Origin of the sequence: Salmonella sp. SG203 (assembly GCF_013350575.1) — a bacterium.
Taxonomy (GTDB): Bacteria; Pseudomonadota; Gammaproteobacteria; order Enterobacterales; family Enterobacteriaceae; genus Salmonella; species Salmonella enterica.
Window position 1 is genome coordinate 137,000 of record NZ_SNMT01000010.1, and the last position, 26,323, is coordinate 163,322.

Sequence of the window (26,323 nt, forward strand, 5' to 3'; positions counted from 1 at the left end):
ATTCCTCATTATTATCAATTTATTATCAAACCTGGACGCACTGCTCAGGCTCAAGGATGGTTTCCTGAAAGCGTATCGCCAGTTCGGCATCCGGCGCGCTTAACAGGGCATCGAGGGTGCTTGGGTTCTGTAGCTCACTAAACAGGCGGCGCAGAAGTTTTAGCTGTGCCGCCGGGTTTTCAACGATTAAGGCGATGATTAACGAAACGGCAATCTCTTCGTCATCATCCGCCTGTTGAAACATGACCGGCTTATCTGGACGAATCAGATAGATAGCGGGTGATTTCGCATGAACCGCCTCGCAATGAGGGATAGCGACGGCGTGACGCTCCAGCGCAATGCCGGTAGGAAAAGACGCTTCACGTTCCACCAGTGCCTGCGGATAACTATCATGTACCACGCCTTTCGCCAGCATCTCTTTGCCAATGTGCGCCAGCGCCTGTTGGCTCGAGTCGAATGTGATTCCGGTTCGGACAAATAGTTGGCTCATAAATTCTCCATTATTCAGGCGACATCCGGCGTGCAACCGAAGCGATAAGCGCGCAGAACATCCTGAATTTTGTCAATAATCAGGTTATGCGGCGTGGGGGTGAGCACGCCCTCAGACAGGCGTTCAAACTGTACGGGCATAAACTGGCTAATTAATCCCAGCGGCAATGTGACGTTGTTCAGATTGGCGATTAACTTTTCTACGCTTTGACGAATACGCGGGTGCGGCCAGTAATAGCGAATACGGTCAGACAAACTAAAGTGGATGTCGACCATCGCCTGGCTCCAGGTTGGACGGTAGTATTTTTTCCAGTAGCCCGGTTCGTTTAGCATCACTTCATCGATAACTTCCATCACGCGGCTACGTTGTTCCGGGGAGATCAGCTCGTTTTCCATTTGCGCAAGTGCGAAAATGGCTTCGCGCAGCGCGAAAGTGAGCGCAGGGCCCACTTTCAGAATGGCGTAATGATCGCGAACGAGGGCGCGGTAGGCCTGGCGAGTTTGGTAATCAGTCGAATGCGCTTCATAGACCATCGGCGTCTCTTTTATCCAGTCGGAAAGCGCTTTAGCGGCCTGTGGTTGATAGTGGATAATCTGGGTATGGTCGAATTCTACGCCCGGCTGTACGACAATCGCGATAACCCGGTTTAATGCCTCATCCAGCCCCAGGGCGCGAAAAGCAGCCTGATGCGTTTGCAGCGTGCGGGCCGCATCCTGTTCGCGGGTAACATGCACGGCGTTAATGGCGCTGGCTTCCCCGCCAGGAACCGGAACTTCAGTGCCGATAACATAGGTTAAATGGCGTTTTTGTTCGTCGGTCGCCGTCGTTTCCGCTGCCTGGCAAAGCAGGGCGGCGCGTTTAGCGACAACCATTGGGTCCAGCGGCGTCGGGTCGTCAGCGCAGGACATAGAGGCATCAAGATGGATTTTGCTAAACCCGGCAGCGACATAAGCCTTAATGAGTTCGACGGATTTTTCCATCGCCGTATCTGCAGGTTCGTTTTGCCAGCAGTTAGGTCCTAAATGATCGCCACCAAGAATCAACCGCTCACGTGGAAATCCCACTTCCTGAGCAATGCCATAAACAAAATCACGAAAATCAGCCGGTTTCATTCCGGTATAACCGCCAAACTGATTCACCTGATTGGATGTGGCTTCAATCAATACCTTGTTGTCAGTATTGAGATCGAAAAGCAGAGCTGATTCGATAACCAGGGGATGAGCAGAACAAACTGAACAGATGCCCAGATGTTCTCCTGCTTTATGACGAGCAATTATTTCTTTCACTTTTATCTCCGAGTTCTTTCGTTTTTCTTCTTCGAAAGAATTTATAGGCTTTCGTAATGTTGTTTTGTGATTTTGATCTGATAAATGAAAGTTGCGAAAGGAAATGTAAGGTAACGAAATGGTGTGTAATGTCTGTAACTTCACTTTGTCATGAAAAACCGTACCCGCCGGAGCGGGCACGGAGGAACAAATGAAGGCTAATTAAACAATCGAGATAGCCAACTGCGCTTTGGCTGCATGACTTCTGGTGGTGGGGTAACGGGAACGGTGATCATCTCGCCTGCACCAGAGGCGATAAGCTCCCCGATTTCACGTAGTGCCTGCTGTGCATCTTCGCCCTGCGCCCGGAACAACAAGCGATGCCCCTTTTTCGCGCCGAGCGACACCACTCGCATCAGGTTTTTCCCGTCCACCGGGCCGGAGGCGCTATCCAGATTTTCTACCGTAATGTGGCTTTGAAACTGTTTGATAAACTTCACCAGTACCGCACTGGGTCTGGCATGTAAACCATGCGGATTATGGATGACAAACGTTGCCTGCTCACCCTCCTGCAACTCCACGGCTGCTGGCGTATTGGTCGTCGATCCAGTCAGTAGCGCTAAAACCTGACTGGGGGATTCGGCTTTAGCCAGTGCTTGCAGAATAGCGTCATCGCTGAGCACGCGAGTCAGTTGGCGCAAAATCTCAAGATGTTCATTGGAGCGCGCGGCAATTCCGGTGACCAGATACGCGGTATTGCCGTCACCCCAGTCAACGCCGTGGCGAAAAACGATTACCTTTACACCGGTTTGTAATACTGCATCGCGAGACTCTGGCGTACCGTGTGGGATCGCGATTCCATTTCCCAGATAAGTGGAGATCTGTGCTTCGCGATCCAACATGCCGCGTAAATAGTCAGTCGTGGTATTGCCAGCCGCAGATAACTTTTCCACCACACGGTGCAGAGCGGTGACTTTATCGAGGCGCTCATCGCTGATAAAAATATCGTGTTCACAGAGCTGCATTCTGACCTCCAGCCTTTGCTACAGGAGTTGTGTTGACTGAATTTTTGCGCACAGCCCACAATCTCCATAGGCCAAGCATCACCGCACCACATGCAGAGCCCGCAAGGATACATAACACCCAGGCCAGCGGCTGACTCACCAAAGGTAAAATTAAGAAGCCGCCGTGAGGAGCCGGAACCTGAATACGCAAGCTGTAGCTAAGTACTGCGGAAATGCTGGAAGCAATCATCATCATCGGGATGACACGCAAAGGATCTTTCGCTGCGAAAGGAATCGCGCCTTCAGTGATGTGTGTACAACCGAGGATATAGTTAACCATGCCTGCGGCACGTTCTTCCTCGCTAAAACCTTTTGGAAAGAAGGTGGTCGCCAGAGCAATTACCAGTGGTGGAGTAATACATGCGGCAGACACACCAGCCATAAAGTAGAAGTTGCCCTGGCCCAGTAAAAGCGTGCCGGTGACATAAGCGGCTTTGTTTACCGGGCCGCCAAAGTCAAAGGAGCACATTGCACCCACCACAATACCCAGCAATATTGGATTCGCTTCCTGTAGCGATGCCAGCCAGTTCATCATGCTATTATTGATAGCTGCGACAGGTTGCCCAAGCAGCGACATCAACACGCCAATAACCAGTACGCCAATGAGCGGCATAATAAAAATCGATTTCAGGCCTTCATACTGACGCGGTAAGCCTTCGAGTCGATTCTTTACCCATAACATCAGGTAACCGGCGGCGAATCCGGCAATTATCCCACCGAGAAATCCTGCGCCGGTAGCATTTGCCAGTAAGCCGCCGACAAATCCAGCCACCATCCCTGGTCTGCCAGAAATAGAGAATGCAATATAAGCGGTAAAGACCGGAACCATAATCGAAAAGGCTTGCTGACCGATTTTCATTAGCATAGCGGCGGTTGCATTGTATTCAGCTGAATTAGGATCAGCGGAATAAATCCCCCATAAAAACGACACCGCAATTAATATGCCTCCGGCAACTACAAAAGGTAGCATATTTGAAACACCACTCATCAGGTGCTTATAAATTTGTCGCCCCAGTGATTCTTTTTCGATAATTTCCGTGCTGGTGGTTGATTCGCCTTTACGTATTGGGGCTTCACCATTAATAACTTTGTTAATCAGCTCCGCAGGATGATGGATTGCTTCTTTTACCGGTACTTCAATAACCGGTAAACCATTAAAGCGATCAGGTAAGACATCTTTATCCGCCGCAATAATGACTCCGGCAATATCTACCAGATCAGCAGGTTGAATAGCATTTTCAACGCCACTGGCACCATTGGTTTCAACTTTTATTTCAACAGATAATTTTTTCGCGGCATTTTTTAAGGCTTCTTCAGCCATAAATGTATGCGCAATACCGGTAGGGCAGCCGGTCACTGCAATGATCTTTTTCATAAGCAGACCTTATATTGTAATTTAACCTACAGCTTTCTGACGTGGATTTGCGAAAGTAAGGTTTCTATTGCCGCAAGTTGGCCTAGTCCGGCAGAACTTGCGACATCAGCTCCTGTTGCACTGGCAAGAGATAAGGCATATTCCACTTCTCCTGTAGATAACCACTGGCTGAGAAAGGCGGCCAGTGCAGCATCGCCTGCACAGGCGGAGCTCACCAAATCAACCGTTGGCGCGCTACAAAACCAGTAATCAATCCCATTGGAGAAATACATTCCTTTAGCGCCAAGGGTTAGCAGAACATTTTGTGCACCAAGTGCATGTAAAGTGGTTAGAGTATTTTTCGCATCATTGTCGTCAGAGACAGTTAAACCGAATATTGCTTTAACCTCTTCATCATTTGGTTTAATTAATAACGGTTTGAACTCCAGTAACTGACGTAATGACGGATGACTAATATCTAAAATTACGCCGATATTTTTTTGCTGACAAATATGCATAATTTCTGCGTAAAAGCGGCTTTCAATACCTTGTGGCAGGCTGCCGCTTATCACCAGATAGTCTGCATCGGGCAGTTGCGAAATAATCGTGATAATTTGTTGTTTACATTCATCTGGAATATATGAGCCAGGGTTGACCAGTTTATATTCCTGCTGCCCGTCATGAATGAAAATATTAATCCGCGTGGGTTCTTCTACCCATGCTGGTGTGACTGGCATTTTTCTGGTACGCAGGCTTTCTACAATATAATGCCCGGTGAAACCACCAAAAATGCCTAATATATGCGCAGGTATTTGAAAGTGATCCAGAACCAGCGCAACATTTACTCCTTTACCATTTGGGCAAAACTCGGTGTGGTGAGTGCGATTGACAATATTTGGCTGTAAAGGATCGCTAAATATATTCATATCAATCGCGCTATTAAGTGTTAGCGTGTAGATCACAGGCGATTCCTCACAGTTGCCCTTCACAGCCGCAAACATGAATTACTTTGCGTACCACCTCTTTCATCGCCTGTTTTGCTGGTTGCATATAGTGGCGGGGATCATTGGCTTTCGGGTTTTGCAGGAAATACTCTTTTAAGGCATCGGAGAAGGCGATTTTCAGTTCGGTGGCGACATTGACTTTGCATACCCCAAGGCTGATGGCCTGGCGAATATCGCTTTCCGGCAAACCAGATGCCCCATGCAATACCAGAGGGATATCCACCAGAGCGCGTATTTCTGCCAGTCGCTCAAAATCAAGTTTAGGTTCAGCGGCATACATGCCGTGTGCCGTGCCGATAGCAACCGCCAGCGAATCAATGCCGGTGCGCGCCACAAACTCACGTGCTTGCTGTGGATTGGTGTAAAGGGCATCTTTGCTGTCTACCACTAAATCATCTTCGATCCCACCAAGGCGGCCCAGTTCTGCCTCCACGCTGGTGTCGTAGCGATGGCAAAAATCGACCACGCTTTTCACCAGCGCCACATTCTCTTCAAAGGGAAAGTGGGAACCATCGATCATGACTGAACGGATCCCTGCCATAACTTTGCTTTCAATATCGGCTAACGATTCATGATGATCCAGATGAATGGCCAGTGGCAGATTGTATTCACGAGCCAGATCGCCCGCGATCGCCACAATGTTACCCATTCCGGCATAGCTAAACGTGCCTGGTGTTCCGGCAACGATCAGCGGTGAGCGCATTTCTGCGGCGGTTTCTACCACCACCTGCAAGGTTTCCAGGTTATGGATGTTAAAGGCTGGCACGGCATAGCCTGCATGCTGGGCCTTCTGGAGCATATTTTTACTGGAAATAATGAACATAGTGGTCTCCGTTTATAACTTTCGAAATTAAAGTCCAAAATAAAAATAACCTTCGTTTTGAAAGTAATGTAACGATCATTGCCACACATGATTGTGATCATCAACACAAAAGCAGGATAATTTTTCTTAAATGAAAGCAAATATGTGGATTTAAATTTTGTTTTGTAAGTAAATAGGGGATGTGAAAATTCTATAATTTATTGATTTTATTGTTATGTTTCCCATTGAGCATTCGGTGACGTGGTGCAAAATTGACATCCCCTGTCAGAAGTTTAAAAATGAAAGTTAAAGCACGGGATAACTTCCCGACGAAGCGGAAAAAAAGGGTATGTTGTGGCAAAACCATCTACCAGCCTGTTGAAAAGGCGTCTGGACATTGCCGAAATCGTCCGTAAAAACGGCGAAATAAAAGTAGACGATTTGGCTGAAATGTTATCGGTTTCAGGGGTAACGATCCGTAATGATCTCAATTACCTGGAGCAGCAAGGCTATCTGAAACGCTCCTTTGGCGGAGCGATTTACACGGCCCAACCCGTCAGAGCAGCGGTAAGCCATGAAGTGGTGCAGTCGCAGGCGTTAGAGCATAGCGTCGAGCTTGAACTGGCTAAGCAAGTTGCCCGTCTGGTCTGCGACGACGATACCGTGTTTCTGGGGGCCGGAGAGGTGTTGCGTAAAGCGCTTCCTTTCCTGGGCGATTATCGGGATCTGTGCCTTATCATCAACGATCTTAGCCATGTTGCACCGGCCCGTGATTATATCGATGGTGAAATTGTGTTGTTGGGCGGTGTACTGGGGCATAGTGGTCAGGCGTTGGGGGGCGAAATCGCCATCCAATCTTTGCAACAATTTCAACCGTCATGTTGTCTGGTGATGGTGGACCATATCAGCGAGGATGGCACGCTCAACGTGAAAAACGAAAGTGCAGCTGCTTTGCTAAGTGAATGCCTGCGCCTTAGTGGACAGAGTATTGCCGTGGTGGCGCAGCGTCCGATTCATGATGTGGCGCGTTATCCGGTAGGAAAACTGAATACGCTGAGCGCGATTATTACGCCACAGATTGTCGCCGCTGAGTACCACTCACGGTTTCTGGCCGACGGCTTAACCAACAGCTATACCAATAACGAATGTCTGACCTGGATAAACCCGACCCTGCATCAGGCAAGATGAAGGACAACGCATGAACATAACAATCGCAACATTGGGTGAATTGCTCGTCGAGTTTCTGGCAAAAAAAGAGAACCAGGGATTTTCCTCACCGGGGGAATTTTGGGGGCCGTATCCCAGTGGGGCGCCTGCCATATTTGCCGATCAGGTTGCTAAACTTGGTTTTCGTTCATTGTTGTTTAGCTGTGTTGGCAACGATGCCTTTGGCGTTATGAATATTACCCGATTGTCGCGCGATGGCGTAAATGTACAGGGAATTTCCGTACTGCCGAACGCCACAACAGGTAGTGCTTTTGTCAGCTACCGAAGCCAGGCCCAGCGAGATTTTATTTTCAACATGCCGGACAGTGCGTGCGGTTTGCTGAGTGCCGACCACCTTGATGAAACATTACTTAGGCAATATCGCCACTTTCATATTATGGGATCGTCATTATTTTCCTTTCGTTTGATCGATGCCGTACGCAAGGCGATTAGCATTGTAAAAGAAAATGGTGGCACAATTTCTTTCGATCCTAATATCCGTAAAGAGATGCTAAAGATCCGCGAAATGTCGCAGGCCTTTGAATATATTCTTGATTACACGGATTTCTTCCTGCCAAGCGATGGCGAACTGGATTATTTCGGCCTGAGCAAATCCCGCGATGAAGAGAAAATTGTCGCAAGGCTTCACAAGCGTGGAATTGCCCATGTCATCATTAAACGTGGCGCCCGTGGAGCCAGTTACTATTCAAAAGACGAACAACATCATGTGGCTGGGTATCCGGTGAAGGTGGTTGATCCTACAGGCGCTGGCGATTGCTTTGGCGCAACCTTTGTCAGCCTGTTTCTTGCGGGATATTCCGTACCCGATGCTTTAGCCCATGCTAATGCCGCAGGATCGCTGGCTATCTCTGCGCGTGGGCCGATGGAAGGCACGTCCACGCTGGCACAAATTAAAGAATTGATGAGGCAGCAGAATTAAGTAAAGGTGATTAATAGGCTGTCGTTATATTCGACATACCTCAAATTGCATGTGCTGCGACTCAAATTAGTGAGAAACGTAAGGTTGTGCCTGGCATAGAATTTCAATTTATTGAATTTTAATGGTTTTATGGTGGGTTAGGTGTTTTTGCCATATCCGGTATGAACATGGCGCAGTTTATCAAACATATGAAAACATGGCCCTTAAGCCATGTTTTGCGAGGCGCTTTCCAGAATAGATCAGGTCACAGGTGCGGGGTTAAACACTGCCAGCTGGTTATGCAATCCCCATTGATCTGAGAAAGTCTTTTTCCGGCCGCTGGCGACATCGAGAATAAAGTGAAATAGCTTCCAGCCCACATCTTCGATTGTCTCTTCACCCGTGGCGATGGTGCCTGCATTGATATCCATTAAGTCATACCAGCGGTTCGCCAGCTCGGTACGCGTCGCCATTTTAATGACCGGCACCGCCATCAGCCCGTACGGCGTGCCGCGTCCGGTGGTAAAGACCTGTACGGTAATGCCGGAAGCGACCTGCTGCGTGCCGCAGACGAAATCGCTGGCGGGCGTCGCGGCGTAAATCAGGCCGCGTTTGGTGGGGCGCTGGCCCGGCGACAATACTTCGACAATGGCGCTCTTACCCGATTTAGCGATAGAGCCCAGCGCTTTTTCCACGACGTTCGCCAGGCCGCCTTTTTTGTTGCCGGGGGACGGGTTAGCGCTGCGATCGGTTTTCCCCATATCAAGGTAGTTATCGTACCAGGCCATTTCATCCATCAGGCGTTTACCCACGGCTTCGTTGATGGCGCGCGGCGTCAGAAGATGAATGGCATCGCGCACTTCGGTGACCTCCGAGAACATGACGGTCGCGCCGCAGCGTACCAGCAGATCGGAAGCATAACCCACCGCCGGGTTTGCCGTGACGCCAGAAAACGCATCGCTGCCGCCGCATTGCATCCCGACGACCAGCTCGGAGGCCGGGCAGGTTTCGCGCTGGCGCTGGTTCAGTTTCGTCAGATGGCGTTCGGCGACCCGCAAAATATCGTCGACCATTGATTTAAAGCCGACATGCTGCTCGTCCTGTAAACGCACAATACTGGCGCTTTCAACGGCGATGGCGGGAACATCCTCGGTGCCTTCCAGCAGCCGTTCCGGCTGCAGTTTTTCGCAACCGAGGCCAATCACCATCACTTCGCCGCCAAAATTGGGGTTGAGCGCGATATTATGAATCGTGCGAATCGGCACGACCGCCGCCGGCGCGTTGATTGCCACGCCGCAGCCGTACAGATGGTTTAGCCCTACAACGCCATCGACATTCGGGTATTTGGGCAGGAGATCGCGCTCAATCACTTTCACCACATAATCGACCACGCCCGCCACACAGTGCACGCTGGTGGTAATGCCAAGCAGATTTTTGGTGCCGACGCTGCCATCGGCGTTACGATAGCCCTCAAACGTATAGCCTTCCAGCGGCGGCAGCGGTTCCGGTACTTTGGTCGCCAGCGGTAGCGTATTCAGCGGCGGCGCTTTTGGCAGTTCAACCAGCGACTCGTCGATCCAGCTTCCGCGCGGGATGTCGCGTACCGCATAACCGATGACTTCGCCATAACGGATGATTTCGCCGTGAGCGGGGATATCCGTCAGAGCAACTTTATGGCCTTGCGGAATATGTTCAGTCAGTTCCAGGCCATCCGGAAAACGTGTTCCGGCTTTAAGACCGTGGTCATTAACAATAATTGCGACATTATCGGTTTCATGTACTTTTATATAAAACGCCGATGGCGATTCCTGGCGAATTTCGATATTGGCCATTGTTCAACATTCTCCAGCCTGGATGATAGAAATAGGATTATCTATTTTGGTTATGGTTAAATCGTTAAATCTCAATATAAGAAATAAAGTTCATGCATAATGAAATAAGAATGACAGGAGTATAAATATAAGAATGTGATCCAGATCACCGCAAATTATGAAATTTTTTATGTAGGCCGGGTAAAGCGTAAATGTGTGCATTAGCGCCCAGTATCATGGGCGCATGCTCAAAAATAAGCGTTAAATAATCCCTTTTTAATGAGCGTTTGCACAATGATTATCCGCCATAGGCTGTTTATACTGAATGGCGAATTCAGTGTATCTGACGAGTTATTTGAAAATATCATGATAATAATAAAAGACGATAAAGATATCAGAACGGTATATTGTGCTACAGGATGTGTACCACATTAGAAATAGAATGCGGAGACCCATTCTGATTTCAGATAAGCATTTTATTGTCGTTGCTATAAGTTATGGTGGCGGCATCACATGTAGAGAATTAAAGAAATAAGCGAAGGTATAAGCGATGAATAACGCTATTTTCCCGAATAAGTTTAAAGCGGCGCTGGCGGCGCAACAGGTGCAGATTGGCTGCTGGTCTGCACTGGCAAGCCCAATCACCACCGAAGTTCTTGGTCTGGCGGGATTTGACTGGCTGGTGCTGGATGGCGAACATGCGCCGAACGATGTGACCACCTTAATTCCGCAGTTAATGGCATTGAAAGGCAGCGCCAGCGCGCCTGTGGTACGTGTGCCAACCAATGAACCGGTCATTATCAAACGGATGCTGGATATTGGGTTTTATAACTTCCTGATCCCCTTTGTTGAAACGCAAGAGGAAGCGGCTCGCGCCGTCGCCTCGACGCGTTACCCGCCGGAAGGCATTCGCGGCGTTTCCGTTTCTCACCGCGCGAATATGTTCGGCACGGTGCCTGATTACTTTGCGCAGTCGAACAAAAACATCACCATTATTGTTCAAATCGAAAGCCAGTTGGGTGTCGACAATGTTGATGCCATCGCCGCAACGGAAGGCGTTGATGGCATTTTTGTCGGCCCAAGCGATCTGGCCGCCGCGCTGGGTCATCTCGGCAATGCTTCTCACCCTGACGTGCAGCAGACGATTCAACATATTTTCGCCCGCGCTAAAGCGCACGGTAAACCGTGCGGCATTCTGGCGCCGGTAGAGGCGGATGCCCGCCGTTATCTGGAATGGGGCGCGACCTTTGTCGCCGTTGGCAGCGATTTAGGCGCATTCCGCGCCAGCACGCAGAAGCTTGCCGACACCTTTAAAAAATAATCCTGGTATGGAAAGAGAGAACGCTATGACGATGAAAGTTGGCTTTATTGGCTTAGGCATCATGGGTAAGCCCATGAGCAAAAACTTACTGAAAGCAGGGTATTCGCTGGTGGTGTCCGATCGTAATCCTGAAGCGATTGCCGACGTCATTGCCGCAGGCGCGGAAACGGCCTCTACGGCGAAGGCGATCGCTGAACAGTGTGACGTCATCATCACGATGCTGCCTAACTCTCCGCATGTGAAAGAGGTTGCGCTGGGCGAGAACGGTATCATCGAAGGCGCGAAGCCGGGAACCGTATTGATTGATATGAGTTCTATCGCGCCGCTGGCAAGCCGTGAAATCAGCGATGCGCTGAAGGCGAAGGGCGTTGAGATGTTGGATGCGCCGGTCAGCGGCGGCGAGCCGAAGGCGATTGATGGCACGCTGTCGGTGATGGTGGGGGGCGATAAAGCCATTTTCGACAAGTACTACGACCTGATGAAAGCGATGGCGGGTTCCGTGGTGCATACCGGCGATATCGGCGCAGGCAACGTCACAAAACTGGCTAACCAGGTGATCGTGGCGTTGAATATCGCCGCCATGTCTGAAGCGCTGACGCTGGCGACTAAAGCGGGCGTCAACCCGGATCTGGTCTATCAGGCGATTCGCGGCGGTCTGGCTGGCAGCACGGTACTGGATGCGAAAGCGCCGATGGTCATGGACCGAAACTTTAAGCCAGGTTTCCGTATCGATCTGCACATTAAAGATCTGGCGAATGCGCTGGATACCTCCCACGGCGTTGGCGCGCAGCTCCCGCTGACCGCCGCCGTTATGGAAATGATGCAGGCGTTACGCGCGGATGGACACGGTAATGACGACCATAGCGCGCTGGCGTGCTACTACGAAAAACTGGCGAAAGTGGAAGTCACTCGCTAACGACGTTGTGCCCGGATGGCGTGTAGCGATCCGGGCCTGAATTTCAGGCTGGATAAGTGAAACGCCATCCGGCGTTGTGCAGTAACAGGCTACCACTATGAAAATCGTAATTGCCCCCGACTCCTATAAAGAAAGCCTTTCTGCCGCCGAGGTAGCGCAGGCGATAGAAAAAGGATTTCGGGAAATTTTCCCCGATGCGCAATATGTCTCTGTTCCGGTTGCCGATGGCGGCGAAGGAACGGTCGAAGCCATGATTGCCGCGACGCAGGGCGTTGAACGCGCCGCATGGGTGACCGGGCCGTTGGGTGAAAAAGTGAAAGCCTGCTGGGGAATGTCCGGGGATGGTAAAACCGCGTTTATTGAAATGGCGGCGGCCAGCGGACTGGCGCTGGTTCCACCAGAAAAACGCAACCCTTTGATTACTACCTCGCGGGGAACGGGGGAGCTGATATTGCAGGCGCTGGAAAGCGGCGCAAGCAATATCATTATCGGCATTGGCGGCAGCGCGACAAATGACGGCGGCGCAGGGATGATGCAGGCGTTAGGCGCAAAACTGCGCGATGCAAACGGCGCGGATATCGGTTACGGTGGCGGAAGCCTTCATTGTCTAAGCGACATTGATATTTCAGAGCTCGATCCCCGTTTAAAACTCTGCGCGATTCGTGTCGCTTGCGATGTCTCTAATCCTCTGATCGGCGACAACGGCGCATCACGAATTTTTGGGCCGCAGAAAGGCGCGACCGAAGAGAACATTGTTGAGCTGGACAGAAATCTTGCTCACTATGCCGACATCATAAAAAAATCGCTGAATGTCGACGTAAAGGCGGCGCCCGGCGCAGGCGCGGCAGGCGGTATGGGGGCGGCGTTAATGGCTTTTCTCGGTGCGGAATTACGCAGCGGGATCGAAATTGTCACGGCGGCACTGAACCTGGAGGAGCATATCCACGACTGTACGCTGGTGGTGACGGGAGAAGGGCGGATTGATAGCCAAAGTATTCGCGGTAAAGTGCCGATTGGCGTCGCGAATGTGGCGAAAAAATATCATAAGCCAGTGATTGGCATTGCCGGCAGCCTGACGCACGATGTAGGGATAGTGCATCATTATGGCATCGACGCTGTCTTTAGCGTACTCACGCGCATCGTGACGCTGGAGGAGGCTTTTCGGGGCGCTTTTGACAATATTTATCGGGCATCCAGAAATGTTGCTGCCGCTCTGGCGATAGGAATGCGCAGCGCAGGGTGACAAAGTCGCGCGAACCCACTATACTTCGCGCCGAAGCTGACCAGACAGTCGCCGCTTCGTCGTCGTCCTTTCGGGGAGACGGGCGGAGGGGAGGAAAGTCCGGGCTCCATAGGGCAGGGTGCCAGGTAACGCCTGGGGGGGAAACCCACGACCAGTGCAACAGAGAGCAAACCGCCGATGGCCCACGTAAGTGGGATCAGGTAAGGGTGAAAGGGTGCGGTAAGAGCGCACCGCGCGGCTGGTAACAGTCCGTGGCACGGTAAACTCCACCCGGAGCAAGGCCAAATAGGGGTTCATAAGGTACGGCCCGTACTGAACCCGGGTAGGCTGCTTGAGCCAGTGAGCGATTGCTGGCCTAGATGAATGACTGTCCACGACAGAACCCGGCTTATCGGTCAGTTTCACCTCTTCATAAAACCCGCTTCGGCGGGTTTTTGCTTTTACAGGGCGGCAGGATGAATGACTGTCCACGACGCTATACCCGAAAGAAAGCGGCTTATCGGTCAGTTTCACCTCTTCATAAAACCCGTCAGTGTAAGCTGGCGGGTTTTTGCTTTTACAGGGCGGCAGGATGAATGACTGTCCACGACACTATACCCAAAAGAAAGCGGCTTATCGGTCAGTTTCACCTCTTCATAAAACCCGTCAGTGTAAGCTGGCGGGGTTTTGCTTTTACAGGGCGGCAGGATGAATGACTGTCCACGACGCTATACCCAAAAGAAAGCGGCTTATCGGTCAGTTTCATCTCTTCATAAAACCCGCTTCGGCGGGTTTTTGCTTATCAGGCCGGTGAAGGGTATAGAGGTTGCAGAAGACGCCAGCGTCACTATCCGGCAATTAATTGACAGCCGTGGTGACATAATATTATTCGTTTTTGTGATGAGAAACACAAAACGCTATGGATTGCGCTCTTTTTAGTTGAAGTGAAAAGCAATCGATTTCTTTCACAAAATTACATCCTGAAAAACAGCAAGAAAGCGGTGTAAATTATTTGTTGTAAATGAAAATTAAATGTATGAAATATTTTGGTTAAAATTTTATTAAATGTTTCTTTACAAACAAATAAGGTAAAAAAATGTGACGCGTAACGGTTTTTAAGCGCATTTACCTTCGGTTTATACTTAAATTTGAGAAATTACGTTTTAAATTTAATGCTGGAATTGTCGATAAAATGTCCCGTAATTGATTGAAATATCGTCTTCATGGGATGTCGAAAATAGGAGATAAAATAGGCTGGTTATCGCCATAATATATCGTTATCCCGACCCTATTTTTTGATTGAAATCAGGCTAAGTTACTGTCTTATTTTTGTAACTCATTGAAGTAATAGGTTTTCTTTATTTAATAAAGACCATGTAAAAATTGCGGCAAGTTAATTTGTGAGTGGTCGCACATAACCTTTAAGATTTAATTTGCTACACTTCCTGCCGTTCACAATGTTATTTCAGAGCGGTAGATATGAATACTCTTGTTCTCCCTAAAACACAGCATTTGGTGGTCTTTCAGGAAGTCATTAGAAGTGGTTCTATCGGTTCTGCCGCAAAATCGTTAGGGTTAACCCAGCCCGCCGTCAGTAAAATCATTAGCGATGTTGAGGCCTATTTTGGCGTTGAGCTAATTGTACGTAAAAATACCGGCGTTACGTTGACCGAAGCGGGACAGGTACTGCTTTCCTGGTCTGAATCTATCACCCGCGAAATGAAAAACATGATCAACGAGATGAACAGTATGACGTGCAATACCGTTGTCGACGTCTCGTTTGGTTTTCCTTCGCTGATTGGCTTTACCTTCATGTCCGATATGATTCATAAGTTCAAAGAGGTATTTCCAAAAGCGCAGGTATCCATGTACGAAGCCCAGCTCTCTTCATTCCTGCCGGCCCTGCGCGACGGGCGGCTGGACTTTGCTATCGGTACGCTCAGTAATGAAATGCAGCTACAGGATCTGCATGTCGAGCCGCTGTTTGAATCAGAGTTTGTCCTGGTAGCCAGCAAGTCCCGAACATGCACCGGCACCATCACACTGGAATCGTTAAAGGACGAACAGTGGGTGTTGCCGCAAACGAATATGGGCTACTACAGCGAATTACTCACCACTCTACAACGAAATGGCATCAGCATCGAAAACATTGTTAAAACAGATTCCGTTGTCACAATATATAATCTTGTTCTCAATGCTGATTTCTTAACTGTTATTCCCTGCGATATGACCACGCCTTTTGGCTCTAATCAATTTATCACGATACCAATCAAAGACACATTACCCGTCGCACGTTATGCGGCGGTATGGTCTAAAAATTATCGTATCAAAAAAGCCGCTTCAGTATTAGTAGAATTGGCTAAGCAATATTCATCATATAATGGATGCAGACGCAGGCAGTTAATAGAAATTGAATGATATGGAATAAACATATTTAGCGAAATTGACGTCACCTGTTTCTTTTGAACAGTGGGCAACGGTAACTTATTTTTAATACCCAGGTTAAGAGGTTATAATGCACATTACATACGATCTCCCGGTTGCAATTGAAGATATCCTCGAAGCGAAAAAAAGACTGGCGGGGAAGATATATAAAACGGGAATGCCTCGCTCTAACTATTTTAGTGAACGTTGCAAAGGCGAAATATTTCTCAAGTTTGAAAATATGCAGCGTACGGGTTCATTTAAAATTCGTGGCGCTTTTAACAAACTTAGCTCGTTAACGGAGGCGGAAAAACGTAAAGGCGTCGTGGCCTGTTCCGCAGGTAATCATGCACAGGGCGTTTCTCTTTCTTGCGCAATGCTGGGTATTGACGGCAAAGTCGTGATGCCGAAGGGCGCGCCAAAGTCAAAAGTGGCGGCCACCTGTGATTATTCGGCGGAAGTGGTGCTCCACGGTGACAACTTCAATGACACCATCGCTAAGGTGAGTGAAATTGTCGAAACCGAAGGCCGCATTTTTATTCCGCCTTACGACGATCCAAAAGTCATTGCCGGGCAGGGCACTATTGGTCTGGAAATTATGGAAGATCTGTACGATGTCGATAATGTCATCGTGCCTATTGGCGGCGGTGGTTTAATTGCAGGTATTGCCATTGCGATTAAATCGATTAACCCGACCATTAAAGTTATCGGCGTACAGGCCGAAAATGTTCACGGTATGGCGGCGTCTTATTACGCTGGCGAAATAACCACGCACCGAACGACCGGCACCCTGGCGGATGGTTGTGATGTCTCCCGCCCGGGTAATTTAACCTATGAAATTGTTCGTGAATTAGTCGATGACATTGTTCTGGTTAGCGAAGATGAAATTCGTAACAGCATGATCGCTTTAATTCAGCGCAATAAGGTTATTACTGAAGGCGCTGGCGCTCTGGCCTGCGCCGCACTATTAAGCGGGAAATTAGATAGCCATATTCAGAACAGAAAAACGGTCAGTATTATTTCTGGCGGCAATATCGATCTTTCTTGTGTATCACAAATTACGGGTTTAGTTGACGCTTAATCTTTTCGTGAGGATAGGATATGAGTACTACTGATAGCATTGTATCCAGCCAGGCAAAACAGTCGTCATGGCGTAAATCGGACACGACGTGGACGCTGGGTTTATTTGGTACCGCCATTGGCGCCGGGGTGCTGTTTTTCCCTATCCGCGCCGGGTTTGGCGGGCTTATCCCCATTCTGCTGATGCTGGTTTTAGCTTACCCCATTGCGTTCTATTGTCACCGGGCGCTGGCGCGTCTGTGTTTATCCGGATCTAATCCGTCCGGCAATATTACGGAAACGGTCGAAGAGCACTTTGGTAAAACGGGCGGGGTAGTTATCACGTTCCTTTACTTCTTTGCGATTTGTCCGCTGCTGTGGATTTATGGCGTCACCATCACTAACACGTTCATGACGTTTTGGGAAAACCAGTTGCAGATGCCAGCGTTGAATCGCGGTTTCGTGGCGCTGTTCTTGCTGCTGCTGATGGCCTTTGTGATCTGGTTTGGTAAAGATCTGATGGTTAAGGTGATGAGTTACCTGGTATGGCCGTTTATCGCCAGCCTGGTGCTAATCTCATTATCGCTGATTCCTTACTGGAACTCGGCGGTTATCGATCAGGTTGATCTCAGTAATATCGCGCTGACCGGGCACGATGGCATACTGGTTACGGTGTGGCTGGGCATCTCTATCATGGTGTTCTCCTTTAACTTTTCGCCCATCGTCTCTTCCTTCGTGGTGTCTAAGCGGGAAGAGTATGAGAAAGAGTTTGGCCGCGAATTTACCGAGCGTAAATGTTCACAGATCATCTCGCGCGCCAGTATGCTGATGGTCGCCGTGGTGATGTTCTTCGCCTTTAGCTGCCTGTTTACGCTCTCTCCACAGAACATGGCGGATGCGAAAGCGCAGAACATTCCGGTACTTTCCTACCTGGCCAACCATTTCGCCTCTTTGTCGGGGACAAAATCTACTTTTGCAACGGTGCTGGAGTATGGCGCGTCTATCATCGCGCTGGTTGCTATTTTCAAATCTTTCTTCGGTCACTACCTGGGGACGCTGGAAGGGCTGAACGGCCTGGTGCTGAAATTCGGTTATAAAGGCGATAAAACCAAAGTCTCTATGGGCAAGCTTAACACCATCAGCATGATCTTCATTATGGGGTCTACCTGGGTCGTAGCTTACGCAAACCCGAACATTCTGGACCTGATTGAAGCGATGGGCGCGCCGATTATCGCCTCGCTGTTATGCCTGCTGCCGATGTACGCCATTCGTAAAGCGCCGTCGCTGGCGAAGTACCGTGGTCGTCTGGATAACGTGTTCGTCACCCTGATTGGTCTGCTGACCATCCTGAATATTGTCTACAAATTGTTCTAATCCTCACGTTTAGCCTGCGTTCCGCCCCAGGGCGTGGACGCAGGCTGACATCGACGGAGGCACTACATGAATGAATTTCCGGTCGTTCTGGTCATTAATTGCGGATCATCTTCTATCAAATTCTCTGTACTGGATGTCGCTACCTGTGATGTTTTAATGGCGGGAATAGCAGATGGGATGAATACTGAAAACGCCTTTTTATCTATTAATGGCGATAAGCCGATAAACCTCGCGCACTCTAATTATGAGGACGCGTTAAAAGCCATTGCCTTTGAGCTGGAAAAACGTGATTTAACGGATAGCGTGGCATTAATTGGTCACCGTATCGCGCACGGTGGAGAGCTATTTACGCAGTCCGTCATTATTACCGATGAGATTATCGATAATATTCGTCGGGTATCACCTTTAGCGCCGCTGCATAATTACGCTAATTTAAGCGGCATTGACGCGGCGCGGCACCTTTTCCCGGCCGTGCGTCAGGTGGCGGTATTTGATACCAGTTTCCACCAGACGCTGGCGCCGGAAGCCTATTTGTACGGATTGCCGTGGGAGTATTTTTCCAGCCTGGGTGTGCGTCGCTACGGCTTTCACGGTACGTCGCATCGCTATGTTTCGCGGCGCGCGTATGAACTGCTTGACCTCGATGAAAAAAACTCGGGTCTGATTATCGCGCATCTGGGCAATGGGGCGTCTATCTGCGCGGTACGCAATGGTCAGAGCGTGGATACCTCAATGGGGATGACGCCGCTTGAGGGGCTGATGATGGGGACTCGCAGCGGCGACGTTGATTTCGGCGCGATGGCGTGGATAGCCAAAGAAACCGGGCAGACGTTGAGCGATCTGGAGCGAGTGGTGAATAAAGAGTCCGGTTTGCTCGGCATCTCCGGGTTGTCATCCGACCTTAGAGTCCTGGAAAAAGCCTGGCACGAAGGACATGAGCGCGCCCGGTTAGCGATAAAAACGTTTGTCCACCGTATCGCCCGTCACATTGCCGGACACGCGGCATCGTTACATCGGCTGGATGGCATTATTTTTACCGGCGGTATTGGTGAAAATTCAGTATTAATTCGCCAGTTGGTCATTGAACATCTGGGCGTGCTGGGGCTTACGTTAGACGTTGAAATGAATAAGCAGCCGAATTCTCACGGCGAGCGCATTATTTCCGCTAACCCTTCTCAGGTTATTTGCGCTGTTATTCCCACGAATGAAGAGAAAATGATTGCCCTTGATGCCATTCATTTAGGCAACGTGAAAGCACCAGTGGAATTTGCATAACTTAACGGCTGTTCTGTAGAGAGATTATTTTTCATGAAGGTAAATATCGATACCAGCGATATGCTGTATGCCGAAGCATGGCGTGATTTTAAAGGTACGGACTGGAAAGAAGAAATTAATGTCCGTGATTTTATTCAGCATAACTATACGCCCTATGAGGGGGATGAATCTTTTCTCGCCGACGCGACGCCAGCGACCACGGCGTTGTGGGAAAAGGTGATGGCGGGAATACGTATCGAGAACGCGACCCATGCGCCGGTGGATTTCGATACCAACATCGCGACGACGATTACCGCGCACGATGCGGGGTATATTGAAAAAGATCTGGAAAAAATCGTCGGTTTACAAACGGATAAGCCGCTTAAACGCGCTTTGCATCCGTTTGGCGGCGTTAACATGATCAAAAGTTCATTCCACGCTTATGGCCGCGAAATGGACGCCGATTTTGAATATACCTTTACCGACCTGCGGAAAACCCATAATCAGGGCGTATTCGATGTTTACTCGCCGGATATGCTGCGCTGCCGTAAATCCGGCGTATTAACCGGTTTGCCGGATGGTTATGGTCGCGGGCGCATTATTGGCGATTATCGCCGCGTCGCGCTGTATGGTATCCGTTATCTGGTGCGCGAACGCGAGCTGCAATTCGCCGACCTGCAGTCGAATCTGGAGCGGGGACAGAATCTTGAGGCGACGATTCGCCTGCGTGAGGAGTTGGCGGAGCATCGTCGCGCGCTGCTGCAAATGCAGGAGATGGCGGCGAAATACGGCTACGATATCTCCCGCCCGGCGCGGAACGCGCAGGAAGCGGTACAGTGGCTCTACTTCGCTTATCTGGCGGCGGTAAAATCGCAAAATGGTGGTGCAATGTCGCTGGGAAGAACCGCCTCGTTCCTTGATATCTACATTGAGCGCGATTTCAACGCGGGCCTTCTGACAGAGCAGCAGGCGCAGGAACTGATCGACCATTTCATCATGAAGATCCGCATGGTGCGTTTCCTGCGCACGCCGGAATTTGATTCGCTCTTTTCCGGCGATCCGATCTGGGCCACCGAAGTTATTGGCGGGATGGGGCTTGATGGCCGCACGCTGGTGACGAAGAACTCCTTCCGTTATCTGCATACCCTGCACACGATGGGGCCAGCGCCGGAGCCGAACCTGACCATACTGTGGTCAGAAGCGTTGCCGGTGGCATTCAAGAAATATGCTGCGCAGGTCTCCATCGTGACCTCATCTTTGCAGTATGAAAACGACGATTTAATGCGTACCGACTTTAACAGCGACGATTACGCCATCGCTTGTTGCGTCAGCCCGATGGTCATCGGTAAGCAGATGCAGTTCTTCGGCGCGCGCGCCAACCTTGCCAAAACGTTGCTGTACGCTATCAATGGCGGCGTTGATGAGAAACTGAAAATCCAGGTTGGGCCGAAAACCGCGCCGTTAATGGATGAGGTGCTGGATTACGACGCGGTAATGGAGAGCCTCGACCACTTTATGGACTGGCTGGCGGTGCAGTACATTAGCGCGCTGAACATCATTCACTACATGCACGATAAGTACAGCTATGAAGCTTCGCTGATGGCGCTGCACGACCGTGATGTGTATCGGACGATGGCGTGCGGCATCGCCGGACTGTCGGTGGCGGCGGATTCCCTGTCCGCCATCAGGTACGCTCAGGTGAAGCCGATCCGCGACGAAAACGGCCTTGCCATCGACTTTGCTATTGAAGGCGAGTATCCGCAGTACGGCAACAACGATGAGCGCGTGGACAGCATCGCCTGCGACCTGGTGAAACGCTTTATGCAAAAAATTAGCGTGTTGCCAACGTATCGCAATGCGGTGCCGACGCAGTCCATTTTGACCATCACCTCGAACGTCGTGTACGGGCAGAAGACCGGCAATACGCCGGATGGACGTCGCGCCGGAACGCCGTTCGCGCCGGGGGCGAACCCGATGCATGGTCGTGACCGCAAAGGGGCGGTGGCCTCGCTGACGTCGGTGGCGAAACTGCCGTTTACCTACGCCAAAGACGGTATTTCGTACACCTTCTCGATTGTGCCTGCGGCGCTCGGGAAAGAAGATGCGGTGCGGAAAACCAATCTGGTCGGCTTGCTGGACGGCTATTTCCATCATGAAGCACAGGTGGAAGGTGGGCAGCATCTGAACGTCAATGTCATGAACCGTGAAATGTTGCTGGATGCGATTGAACATCCGGAAAACTACCCGAACCTGACGATCCGCGTTTCCGGCTATGCCGTGCGCTTCAATGCGCTGACGCGTGAACAGCAACAGGACGTTATTTCGCGCACCTTTACTCAGGCGATGTAACGTGAACGGGGCGATCGTGTGGATCGCCCCGCAACGGATCTTCGCTGAACGGTAATCTTAGGGGGAGATATGATTAGCGCATTTGATATTTTTAAGATTGGCATTGGACCTTCAAGCTCCCATACCGTTGGGCCAATGAATGCAGGAAAATGTTTTATCGATCGGCTGATCGACAGCGGCGACCTGCCGCGAACGACGCGCATCACGGTTGATCTTTACGGATCGCTATCGCTGACGGGCAAAGGCCACGCGACCGATACCGCCATCATTATGGGCCTGGCGGGCAATACGCCGCAGGATGTCAATATTGATAGCATTCCGGCGTTTATCCAGGAGGTTGCCCGCAGCAGCCGTTTATCGGTGGCGGGTGGCGCGCATGTGGTGGATTTTCCCGTCGCCGACAGTATTCTCTTTCACGCTGAAACCCTGGCGCGCCATGAAAACGGTATGCGTATTACCGCCTGGAACGGACAAGCGCCGCTTTTACACAAAACGTATTACTCTATTGGCGGCGGCTTTATTGTCGAAGAGGAGCGTTTTGGTCAGTCGCACGACGTAGAAAAATCGGTGCCGTATGATTTTCATTCCGCCAGCGAACTGTTGACGCTGTGTGAAAGACAGGGGCTCTCGGTTTCCGGCCTGATGATGCAAAATGAACTGGCGTTGCGGAGCAAAGAGCAGATTGACGCTGGCTTTGCCCGCATCTGGCAGGTGATGGCGACCGGAATTGAACGTGGCATGAATACTGAGGGCGTGCTGCCGGGGCCGCTGAACGTTCCACGCCGCGCGGTAGCGTTACGGCGTCTGCTGGTCTCCAGCGATAATCTCTCCCGCGATCCGATGAACGTCATCGACTGGATTAACATGTTCGCCCTGGCCGTGAGTGAAGAGAACGCGGCGGGTGGGCGAGTGGTCACCGCGCCGACCAACGGCGCGTGCGGCATTATTCCCGCGGTGCTGGCCTATTACGACAAATTCCGTCGTCCGGTCAATGCCAACTCTATCGCCCGTTATCTGTTGTCGGCGGGGGCAATTGGCATGCTGTACAAGATGAACGCCTCGATATCCGGCGCGGAAGTGGGGTGTCAGGGCGAGGTTGGCGTCGCGTGTTCGATGGCGGCGGCAGGGCTGACAGAACTGCTGGGCGGTAGCCCGGCGCAGGTCTGTATTGCGGCGGAAATTGCGATGGAGCATAACCTTGGCCTCACCTGTGACCCGGTGGCGGGTCAGGTGCAAATCCCTTGTATTGAACGTAATGCGATTAACGCCGTTAAAGCGGTAAATGCGGCGCGAATGGCGCTACGCCGTACCTCTGAGCCGCGGGTTTCGCTCGATAAAGTGATCGAAACCATGTACGAAACGGGTAAAGACATGAACGACAAATATCGCGAGACGTCGCGCGGCGGTCTGGCGATTAAAGTCGTTTGTGGATAGGCCCGACAGGCGCAGAGTGAGCAGGCTATGGGATAACGCAGAAGACAGAAGCTGAGAAAAGGGCGCACCAAAGTGCGCCCTTTTTTGTTGTGATACGCGTCAAATAGAGAAAATAACAATATTAAATAAATAGTAAATAGAAAATAATTCTTAACCCACAAGAAATGCAGGTGTTTTATTGGTAAGTTTTTCTCTTATCGTGCGCGTATGATTTTCTTATTACAAGAAAGTACCTGCACCTCACGTTCTGCATATCGCCTTGCTGCGGCACGAAAAATAAAAAAACCTCTACCTACACATTGAGCGAGAATTTTATGGAATCGGCTAGTAATACCAGCGTAATCCTCGACGCATCAGCCCCGGCGCGTCGGGCAGGGATGACAGAAAGCGAATGGCGTGAAGCCATCAAATTTGATAGTACCGACACCGGCTGGGTCATTATGAGTATCGGGATGGCGATAGGCGCAGGGATCGTTTTTCTTCCTGTCCAGGTTGGCCTGATGGGACTTTGGGTCTTTTTACTCTCTTCTATTATTGGTTATCCGGCCATGTACCTGTTCCAGCGGCTGTTTATTAATACGCTGGCGGAATCCCCGGAATGTAAAGACTACCCCAGCGTGATCAGCGGCTATCTGGGCAAAAACTGGGGTATTTTATTAGGCGCGCTGTACTTTGTAATGCTCGTCATCTGGATGTTCGTCTATTCTACGGCGATTACTAACGACAGCGCCTCTTATCTGCATACTTTCGGCGTAACGGAAGGATTGCTTTCCGATAGTCCATTTTATGGTCTGGTGCTGATCTGCATCCTGGTGGCGATTTCCTCACGCGGTGAAAAATTACTGTTCAAAATCTCCACCGGCATGGTGCTGACCAAGCTACTGGTAGTGGCGGCGCTGGGCGTCTCTATGGTGGGTATGTGGCATCTGTATAACATTGGCGCGCTGCCGCCGATGGCCCTGCTGATTAAAAACGCCATTATTACCCTGCCATTTACGCTGACCTCGATTTTATTTATCCAGACGTTAAGCCCAATGGTGATCTCTTACCGTTCACGCGAAAAATCTATTGAGGTCGCACGCCATAAAGCGCTGCGCGCCATGAATATCGCGTTTGGCGTCCTGTTCGTTACCGTCTTTTTCTATGCGGTTTCCTTCACCCTGGCGATGGGGCATGACGAAGCGGTGAAAGCCTACGAGCAGAATATTTCCGCCCTGGCGATCGCCGCGCAATTTATTAGCGGCGATGGCGCTGGCTGGGTCAAAGTGGTTAGCGTAATTCTGAACATCTTTGCCGTCATGACCGCCTTCTTTGGCGTTTATTTAGGATTCCGCGAAGCGACGCAAGGCATTGTGATGAATATCCTGCGCCGCAAAATGCCCGCCGAGAAGATTAAGGAAAATCTGGTACAGCGCGGCATTATGATTTTCGCTATTTTGCTGGCCTGGAGCGCCATTGTGCTCAACGCGCCGGTACTGAGCTTCACCTCTATTTGTAGCCCTATCTTCGGTATGGTGGGCTGTTTAATTCCGGCATGGTTGGTCTACAAGGTTCCCGCATTGCACAAATATAAAGGCGCTTCGTTGTACCTGATTATTATTACCGGTCTGCTGCTATGCGTTTCTCCGTTCCTGGCATTCTCTTGATATACCTGAGATTAAGGTTGTTGTTATGTTTGAATCTAAAATAAATCCATTGTGGCAAAGTTTTATCCTGGCCGTACAGGAAGAAGTAAAACCGGCGCTGGGGTGTACTGAGCCAATTTCACTGGCGCTGGCGGCAGCGGCGGCGGCGGCTGAACTTGACGGCACTGTTGAACGCATTGACGCATGGGTTTCGCCCAATCTGATGAAAAATGGTATGGGCGTTACCGTTCCAGGAACGGGAATGGTAGGGCTACCGATCGCCGCGGCGCTTGGCGCGTTGGGCGGTGATGCGAAAGCCGGGTTGGAGGTGTTAAAAGACGCTTCCGCTAAAGCCGTTGCCGATGCAAAAGCGATGCTGGCCGCCGGACATGTCGCAGTGATGTTGCAGGAGCCATGTAACGATATCCTGTTTTCACGGGCGAAAGTGTATAGCGGCGATAGCTGGGCATGTGTCACGATCGTCGGCGATCATACAAACATTGTGCGGATAGAAACCGACAAGGGCGTGGTATTTACCCAGGCCGATAATGCGCAGGAAGAAGAAAAAACCTCGCCACTGGGAGTGCTGTCTCATACCTCGCTGGAAGAGATCCTGGCGTTTGTGAATGCGGTGCCCTTTGACGCTATCCGCTTTATTCTCGATGCGGCCAGGCTAAACGGCGCGTTGTCGCAGGAGGGACTGCGTGGTTCCTGGGGGCTGCATATTGGTTCGACGCTGGCCAAACAGTGCGATCGCGGTCTGCTGGCGAAAGATCTCTCCACGGCGATTTTGATCCGTACCAGCGCAGCGTCAGACGCCAGAATGGGCGGCGCCACGTTGCCCGCGATGAGCAACTCCGGCTCCGGCAACCAGGGGATTACCGCCACGGTGCCAGTCATGGTGGTTGCTGAACATGTCGGCGCCGATGACGAGCGCCTGGCGCGCGCGCTAATGTTATCGCATTTGAGCGCTATCTATATTCACCATCAGCTTCCGCGTTTGTCGGCGCTGTGCGCGGCAACCACGGCGGCGATGGGCGCGGCGGCGGGTATGGCGTGGCTGATAGATGGTCGTTACGACACTATCGCAATGGCTATCAGCAGTATGATCGGCGATGTCAGCGGGATGATTTGCGATGGCGCGTCGAATAGCTGCGCGATGAAAGTCTCTACCAGCGCGTCGGCGGCGTGGAAAGCCGTACTGATGGCGTTGGATGATACGGCGGTGACCGGAAACGAAGGGATTGTGGCGCACAATGTCGAACAATCTATTGCGAATTTGTGTTCGCTGGCGTGTCGCTCAATGCAGCAGACAGACAAGCAGATCATCGAGATTATGGCCAGTAAAGCGCATTAATAATAACGCCCCGGCATGACGTCGGGGCAGCGTGTTGCCCGATGGCGCTGCGCTTATCGGGTCTACCCGTTAT

At 50.7% G+C, this 26,323-nt stretch carries 20 protein-coding genes and 1 other RNA gene; 14 read left to right on the forward strand and 7 right to left on the reverse strand.

The features are described 5' to 3' along the window. Positions 1–25: 25 nt before the first annotated feature. The 6 genes from gatA to HV477_RS15845 all read right to left on the reverse strand — a co-directional run bounded on the left by gatA (position 26) and on the right by HV477_RS15845 (position 6,000). Positions 26–490: a PTS galactitol transporter subunit IIA gene (gene gatA / locus HV477_RS15820; RefSeq protein ID WP_000080445.1), complete on the reverse strand. Its 465-nt coding sequence runs from the start codon at positions 488–490 to the stop codon at positions 26–28. Positions 491–504: 14 nt separating this feature from the next. Then, positions 505–1,776, reverse strand: coding sequence for a tagatose-bisphosphate aldolase subunit GatZ (gene gatZ, locus HV477_RS15825; protein ID WP_052932765.1), 1,272 nt, complete (start codon positions 1,774–1,776; stop codon positions 505–507). Positions 1,777–1,973: 197 nt separating this feature from the next. Then, on the reverse strand, positions 1,974–2,780 hold the full coding sequence (locus HV477_RS15830) for an HPr family phosphocarrier protein (RefSeq protein ID WP_001175243.1): 807 nt from the start codon (positions 2,778–2,780) through the stop codon (positions 1,974–1,976). Then, positions 2,767–4,194, reverse strand: coding sequence for a PTS fructose transporter subunit IIC (locus HV477_RS15835; RefSeq protein ID WP_000719916.1), 1,428 nt, complete (start codon positions 4,192–4,194; stop codon positions 2,767–2,769). Before HV477_RS15835 ends, HV477_RS15830 begins: the two co-directional genes overlap by 14 nt. Before the next feature lie 26 nt (positions 4,195–4,220). Next, positions 4,221–5,135, reverse strand: a complete 915-nt coding sequence (gene pfkB / locus HV477_RS15840; RefSeq protein ID WP_079899130.1) for a 1-phosphofructokinase — start codon at positions 5,133–5,135, stop codon at positions 4,221–4,223. A 10-nt stretch (positions 5,136–5,145) separates the two neighbouring features. Next, entirely contained in the window at positions 5,146–6,000 is an 855-nt protein-coding gene (locus HV477_RS15845) for a tagatose bisphosphate family class II aldolase (protein ID WP_000469985.1), read from the reverse strand. Between the two features lie 333 nt (positions 6,001–6,333). Between HV477_RS15845 and HV477_RS15850 the strand changes: the two genes are divergently transcribed. Next, a complete protein-coding gene (locus tag HV477_RS15850) occupies positions 6,334–7,167 on the forward strand; it encodes a DeoR/GlpR family DNA-binding transcription regulator (protein ID WP_001118363.1) in 834 nt (277 codons plus the stop codon). A gap of 10 nt (positions 7,168–7,177) precedes the next feature. Then, positions 7,178–8,125 (forward strand): sugar kinase, encoded by a 948-nt coding sequence (locus HV477_RS15855; RefSeq protein WP_001027807.1) that lies wholly within the window; start codon positions 7,178–7,180, stop codon positions 8,123–8,125. A gap of 239 nt (positions 8,126–8,364) precedes the next feature. Here the strand turns inward: HV477_RS15855 and garD are convergent, their stop codons facing one another. Beyond that, positions 8,365–9,936: a galactarate dehydratase gene (garD, locus tag HV477_RS15860; RefSeq protein ID WP_079899123.1), complete on the reverse strand. Its 1,572-nt coding sequence runs from the start codon at positions 9,934–9,936 to the stop codon at positions 8,365–8,367. 529 nt (positions 9,937–10,465) lie between these two features. On the opposite strand from garD, the gene garL reads away from it, so the two are divergent. The 12 genes from garL to HV477_RS15920 all read left to right on the forward strand — a co-directional run bounded on the left by garL (position 10,466) and on the right by HV477_RS15920 (position 26,250). Next, the gene (garL, locus tag HV477_RS15865) at positions 10,466–11,236 is read left to right on the forward strand and encodes a 2-dehydro-3-deoxyglucarate aldolase (protein ID WP_001057715.1); all 771 of its coding nucleotides are present in this window, start codon (positions 10,466–10,468) and stop codon (positions 11,234–11,236) included. Between the two features lie 25 nt (positions 11,237–11,261). Next, positions 11,262–12,152: a 2-hydroxy-3-oxopropionate reductase gene (gene garR / locus HV477_RS15870; protein ID WP_000178106.1), complete on the forward strand. Its 891-nt coding sequence runs from the start codon at positions 11,262–11,264 to the stop codon at positions 12,150–12,152. 97 nt (positions 12,153–12,249) lie between these two features. Further along, a complete protein-coding gene (gene garK / locus HV477_RS15875; protein WP_000706458.1) occupies positions 12,250–13,395 on the forward strand; it encodes a glycerate 2-kinase in 1,146 nt (381 codons plus the stop codon). A gap of 32 nt (positions 13,396–13,427) precedes the next feature. Further along, an RNA gene (gene rnpB / locus HV477_RS15880) (RNase P RNA component class A) lies at positions 13,428–13,802 on the forward strand. A gap of 1,051 nt (positions 13,803–14,853) precedes the next feature. Further along, positions 14,854–15,792, forward strand: coding sequence for a transcriptional regulator TdcA (gene tdcA / locus HV477_RS15885; RefSeq protein WP_001094907.1), 939 nt, complete (start codon positions 14,854–14,856; stop codon positions 15,790–15,792). A gap of 97 nt (positions 15,793–15,889) precedes the next feature. Continuing rightward, positions 15,890–16,879 (forward strand): bifunctional threonine ammonia-lyase/L-serine ammonia-lyase TdcB, encoded by a 990-nt coding sequence (tdcB, locus tag HV477_RS15890; RefSeq protein WP_175065156.1) that lies wholly within the window; start codon positions 15,890–15,892, stop codon positions 16,877–16,879. Positions 16,880–16,899: 20 nt separating this feature from the next. Continuing rightward, complete coding sequence (gene tdcC / locus HV477_RS15895) at positions 16,900–18,231, forward strand: threonine/serine transporter TdcC (RefSeq protein ID WP_000108129.1); 1,332 nt, start codon at positions 16,900–16,902, stop codon at positions 18,229–18,231. Between the two features lie 66 nt (positions 18,232–18,297). After that, complete coding sequence (tdcD, locus tag HV477_RS15900; protein ID WP_079899124.1) at positions 18,298–19,506, forward strand: propionate kinase; 1,209 nt, start codon at positions 18,298–18,300, stop codon at positions 19,504–19,506. A 33-nt stretch (positions 19,507–19,539) separates the two neighbouring features. After that, positions 19,540–21,834, forward strand: coding sequence for a formate C-acetyltransferase (pflB, locus tag HV477_RS15905; protein ID WP_001528020.1), 2,295 nt, complete (start codon positions 19,540–19,542; stop codon positions 21,832–21,834). 69 nt (positions 21,835–21,903) lie between these two features. Continuing rightward, entirely contained in the window at positions 21,904–23,268 is a 1,365-nt protein-coding gene (tdcG, locus tag HV477_RS15910; RefSeq protein WP_000622075.1) for an L-serine ammonia-lyase, read from the forward strand. A gap of 314 nt (positions 23,269–23,582) precedes the next feature. After that, positions 23,583–24,914 (forward strand): amino acid permease, encoded by a 1,332-nt coding sequence (locus HV477_RS15915; RefSeq protein ID WP_000443189.1) that lies wholly within the window; start codon positions 23,583–23,585, stop codon positions 24,912–24,914. Positions 24,915–24,939: 25 nt separating this feature from the next. Then, a complete protein-coding gene (locus HV477_RS15920; protein ID WP_000463070.1) occupies positions 24,940–26,250 on the forward strand; it encodes a serine dehydratase subunit alpha family protein in 1,311 nt (436 codons plus the stop codon). The last annotated feature ends 73 nt before the right edge of the window (positions 26,251–26,323 follow it).